Origin of the sequence: Sulfuricurvum sp. MLSB, assembly GCF_000747095.1 — a bacterium.
Taxonomy (GTDB): domain Bacteria; phylum Campylobacterota; class Campylobacteria; order Campylobacterales; family Sulfurimonadaceae; genus Sulfuricurvum.
In genome coordinates this window covers 1-5300 of the sequence record NZ_JQGL01000080.1, presented here as the reverse complement: position 1 = coordinate 5300, position 5300 = coordinate 1, and the positions used below count along the sequence as shown (strand labels likewise).

General features: G+C 50.4%; 5 protein-coding genes. All 5 read left to right on the top strand.

Going from position 1 to position 5300, the window contains the following annotated elements; translation table 11 throughout:
- On the top strand, positions 1–410 hold a 410-nt coding region (locus JU82_RS06415), incomplete at its 5' end, for a TIGR02757 family protein (RefSeq protein WP_037948279.1).
- 50 nt (positions 411–460) lie between these two features.
- The gene (locus JU82_RS06410; protein ID WP_037948276.1) at positions 461–1867 is read left to right on the top strand and encodes a TrkA C-terminal domain-containing protein; all 1407 of its coding nucleotides are present in this window, start codon (positions 461–463) and stop codon (positions 1865–1867) included.
- Between the two features lie 73 nt (positions 1868–1940).
- Positions 1941–2996 carry a 3-dehydroquinate synthase gene (aroB, locus tag JU82_RS06405; RefSeq protein ID WP_037948273.1) on the top strand — a complete coding sequence of 352 codons (1056 nt, stop codon included), beginning with the start codon at positions 1941–1943 and terminating at the stop codon, positions 2994–2996.
- On the top strand, positions 2993–4609 hold the full coding sequence (locus JU82_RS06400) for a mechanosensitive ion channel domain-containing protein (protein ID WP_037948271.1): 1617 nt from the start codon (positions 2993–2995) through the stop codon (positions 4607–4609). The genes aroB and JU82_RS06400 overlap by 4 nt, the downstream gene beginning before the upstream one ends.
- The coding region (locus JU82_RS06395; RefSeq protein ID WP_037948268.1) for a radical SAM protein at positions 4606–5300 on the top strand (695 nt) is incomplete at its 3' end. The genes JU82_RS06400 and JU82_RS06395, both read left to right, overlap by 4 nt.

The following is a 5300-nucleotide window of genomic DNA, read 5'->3' as shown; positions in this document are numbered from 1 at the left end:
ATGCGAAGGACGGCGTTATCGCAGGGGTCTCAGGGCTGATCGAGACCCTTTATGCGCTGAATCCTTACCGCTCGCAGGGGTATGAGTTTTTGATCGGCAAACCGGTTTCGGCCGTGTCGAAAGCTTCCGCCATGAAGCGGTGGATGATGTACCTGCGATGGATGGTGCGCCGGGATGCGCTGGACATGGGGCTTTGGAGCGGTATCAAGGCGTCTGAACTGATAATGCCGCTCGATACCCACACCTTCAACGTTTCCCGTGCCCTTGGCCTGCTGCAGCGGCGGCAATGCGATCTGAAAGCAGCGATGGAATTGACCGAAACGCTCAGGACATTCGATCCCGAAGATCCCCTGAAGTACGATTTTGCTCTGTACCGCATCGGACAGGAAAAAATGACGCTCGCATTGTGAAAATTGCAAATATGGTACAATCACGCCACTAATAAGAGGGTTGTCATCGGATGAAAAAAATTCTGATCGTTAGCGACGGAGCAATCGGTCGCCATTTTATCGAACGAGTGGCCGGCGCCTATACGAGTGAAAACGTCTATTACATCGTTCAGACGTATGAAAATACGTTTGAGGGCTATAATCCCGAACGCTTCAAATTCTTCCGGTTCGATCCCACGAGCGTCTACAAAATCAACAACCTTCTGAAAATGGATTTTTGGCAGGTCGTGCTGGTGATGGAAAACCCGAACGATCTTGAACACACGATCAAAAATATTCGGACGTATAACGCCTCCCTGCGGATTATCGCCCTTGATCTATGGAACGCCAAAAGCCCCGACGACGACATCGAATGGGTCAATATACAAGAACTTATTGCGGCTAACCTGATTGATTACCTTCCCAATATCCCCGTTCTGGCCAAAAATATAGGGCTAGGCTCAGGCGAGATCATGGAAGTTCTGGTGCCGTTTGGGAGTTCATTCGTGTACCGCCATATCGGTTCGATCGAACAAAAAAACTGGAAAATCGCCGCCATCTACCGCAACCGTCAGCTGATCCTGCCCGCGGATAATCGGATGATCCAGCCTAACGACACCCTCGTTCTCGTCGGCGATCCCGGCGTTTTGCGTTCGATTTACCGTGCGATCAAACGCGAGCTCGGGCAGTTCCCGGCACCGTTTGGAAGCCGCATTTACCTCTATATCGATATGCAGAGGGAGAAAAAAAGTTCCATAATGGCGCTCGTGCGGCGGAGCATCTACATTCAGAAAAAATTGCGCCAGCCGTTGATCATCAAGGTAATCAACCCCGGAGATATCGATACTCTGCGGATGATCAAAGCTTCGGCCGAGGGGAATGTAGCCGTTGAAATCAGCTACGACACGCAGAACGACGAAGGGATGATCCTCGATGATATCAAAAAATATCACATCGGTCTTTTCCTTGTTTCCCACCGGACATTCGAGCGTAAATCGATCCGCAAAAAACTTTATGCGGGGAACGTCCCCGTGCTCAAACTGGCGGAGCGTTCCTTTTCCTCGTTGCGAGAGAGCGTCGTCGTCTTGAGCGAGGAAGGGTATATCGAAAACATATCGACAACGATCTTTGACGTCTCTTCACAGTTTGGATTCAATCTTGAACTCATGGACTATCGGCATGAAGAAGATGGGCGAAAAGGGGAAGTGATCGAGCATTTCAACAACCTCTCAGCCATTTTTTCCAAATCGATTCAAGTTATTTCTCAAGAAGATAACCCGATTCAGACACTGCGCGAACGGGAAAATTTTCTGCACATTCTTCCCTTTACCGCCAAGATGTTTATCAATCCGCTCAACGCCTGTTTTTCGACCGATCCGGAAGTACTCTACCGCAAACTTGATCGGTATCATCAGCTGTTCATCCCGACACAGATTTAAGTTTTCACACGTTTTTAAGCCTCTTTCGAGTAGACTATAGCTTATTTACCCCCAATTTGCGATAGGCTATTTTATGACGATCAATATCAATCTAAAACGTGTTGTCGACGACTCGTATCCCATCCATATCGGACCGCTTCCCGAGATCACCTACGAAGGGAAAGTGGCGGTATTGACCAACCCCAAAGTTGCGGGACTGCATTTGCAGACACTTTTATCCAGACTCAAGGCTAAAGAGGTCTACATCATCACGATCCCGGACGGGGAACAGTACAAAAATTGGGAAAGCATCGAGTTCGTACTGGAGCGGATGTTCGATCACCGATTGAATCGCCATTCGCTCCTCATCGCTTTCGGGGGAGGGGTGATCGGCGATATGGGCGGATTTTCGGCCAGCCTTTACAACCGCGGGATCGATTTTTTGCAAATCCCCACAACGCTGCTTAGTCAGGTGGATGCCAGCGTCGGCGGTAAAACGGGGATCAACAACCGTTTCGGCAAAAATCTGATCGGCGCCTTTCATCAGCCCCGTGCGGTTTATATCGATCCTGCGTTTTTGGCAACCTTGCCGTCGCGTGAATTCGGAGCCGGTGTTGCCGAAATCGTCAAAATGGCGGTGACGTTCAATGCGCCGTTTTTCGAATGGCTTGAGCAAAACGACCTGCGCGAGGGGGATAACCTCGCGTATGCGATTCAAAAAGCGGTCGAAACCAAAGCGGGCGTCGTCGAGAAAGACGAAAAAGAACACGGACTGCGCGCCGCACTCAATTACGGACATACGTTCGGCCACGTCATCGAAAACGAGACGCGCTACAGCACGTATCTGCACGGAGAGAGCGTCGCGATCGGCATGGTGATGGCCAACGATCTGGCCTGCGAAACGGGACTCATGAGCCGCGAGGAAGCCGCGCGCATCAAAGCGGTACTTGCACGGTACGATTTGCCCCTTTCGTACCCGATCGGCGATGTCGAACGTTTTTATCAGGCGTTTTTCCTGGATAAAAAAAGCGCGGACAGCACGGTTACGTTTATTCTGCCTAAAAGCATCGGGAGTGTTGAGATTACCGACACGGTTGACGCGAATACGGTCAAAAAGACCCTTTCAAAATTTGCAGGGAGAGCATCATGAAACGTATGAACCTTTTCCTGTCGTTGCTGCTGGTTTTGGGATTTTCGGCGTTTGCCGCACCCGAAAAAACAACGGATGAACCGCAACCCGAGATTTCCAAAGAGATTCAAATTCAGCAGGCTCAGGACGAAGTAGCCAAAATTCAAAAAGAGCTCTCCAAAGCCAGTAGTGTCTGGATCAAAAGCTATAACTCCTACATGGCCTATCAGGAAGCCCGAAAAAGCCTCCGCGACGTCAAACGCCGTATCGATACGCTCCAAAGCCGCCGTCAGACGGTAGAACGGAAACTTGAAACCGAAGCGCTTCAGGCCAAAGAAAAAATCTTGACCGATCAGGTCGAACTGCTCAAAGCGCAGGGGACGTCACCGTTCGTTTCGCTGCTTAAACCCGACGAAGCCGGAGAGCAGCCTACGATCACCAACCCGTTCGAGATCGTAACGGGGCTCTCCTACATCAAACGTCTTAACAGCCAGTACAACGATTATCTGCTGCGTGAAGAGGAGCTGCAAGAACTCATTTCCCTTCTGGAACGGCAAGTTGCCCTCTACAAAGAACTGATACTCATGGACCGAAAAGGCGACTACGAAGTCGAACTCGAAGCGACTCTGTTGCAGGTCGAGAAATTCAAACTGGCGCTCGATACGCTGATTTCGACGGCTGAAGTGTATGAAAAACGGATCGAATCGACCGAAGCGAAGATCAACAAAGAGATCAAAGACCAGATTTACAAGCTTCTCAACATCGTATTTATCGTCGTCATTTTGTTCGTGATCTCCTTTTTATTCAAGCGGATCATCAAGCGTTACATCGTTGACAACGAACGTTTCTATATGGCGAACAAGATTCTTACGTTTATCAACGTCACCTTGATCATTCTGATACTGGTGTTCAGCTACATTGACAACGTCGGTTATCTGGCAACAGTGCTCGGATTTGCATCGGCTGGTCTTGCGATCGCGATGCGCGACTGGTTTATGAGTCTGCTTGGATGGCTGGTTATCGTCGTGGGCGGAGCGATCCATGTCGGTGACCGTATCCGCGTTGTCAAAGACGGAGTGGAATATGTCGGAGACGTTTTGGACGTATCGCTTCAGCGGATTACGATCATGGAAGACGTTACTCTTACGACCGTTGAGACGAACCGCCGCGCGGGACGGATCGTTTTTATCCCAAACAACTATATTTTCACGACGCTGATTTCAAACTATTCGCACGGTTCGCTCAAGACGGTTTGGGACGGGATCGACATTGTTATCACGTTTGATTCGAACCACCGGAAAGCGGCTCACATCCTCAAGGAGATCACGCGCAAATACTCGAAAGGGTATACTGACATTACCCGAAAGCAGATCAATAAGCTGCGGGACAAATACAGTCTTAAAAACAGCAATGTCGAGCCGCGTATTTTTACGCTGACCGCGCCGTACGGGATTCGCATCAGCGGATGGTACCTAACCAACGCGTATGCGACGTTGACGTTGCGCTCTACGATCACCGCCGACGTAATTGATGCGTTTAATGCCGAGCACGATATCACGATCGCCTATCCGACCCAGACGTTTTATACGGGTCCTATCCCCGCCAAACAGCTGCCTCCGGAGAATCTGGAGTGAAGCCGAAAGTTTATTTTAAAACCTTCGGCTGTCGGACAAATCTGTTCGATTCGCAGGTAATGATGGGTGCGCTACGCGATTACGAGATTACCGAAAACGAAGGCGAAGCCGATATTGTCATCGTCAACTCCTGCACCGTCACCAACGGTGCGGACGTCAGTGTGCGCGGCTACATCAACCAGATGGATAAGCAGGGCAAAAAGCTGTTTTTGACCGGATGCGGTGCCCATACGAAAGGGGAGAGCCTTTTCGGAGCCGGAAAAATACACGGGGTGTTCGGGCAGTCGGAAAAGACAAAGATCAATACGCTTCTCTCCGAACAAAGCCGTTTTTACGAGATCGGCGATCTGAACTACGTCGACGATGCGATTGTGGAAGAATTCGTCGGCAAATCGCGCGCTTTCATCAAAATCCAGGAAGGGTGTAATTTCCGTTGCAGCTACTGCATTATCCCCTTCGTCCGGGGCGACGCGCGGAGCATGGATGAAGCGAAAATCCTCGAGCAGGTCTCCCGTCTGGCCGCTAACGGTTTCGGAGAGTTCGTCCTTACCGGAACCAACGTCGGAAGTTACGGACAAGGGGAAGGGCGAAGCATTGCCGAATTGATGAAAAAAATGGCGTTGATCCGAGGCGTGCGCCGTATCCGCGTGGGAAGCCTCGAACCGATCCAGATCAACGAATCGTTTCGCGA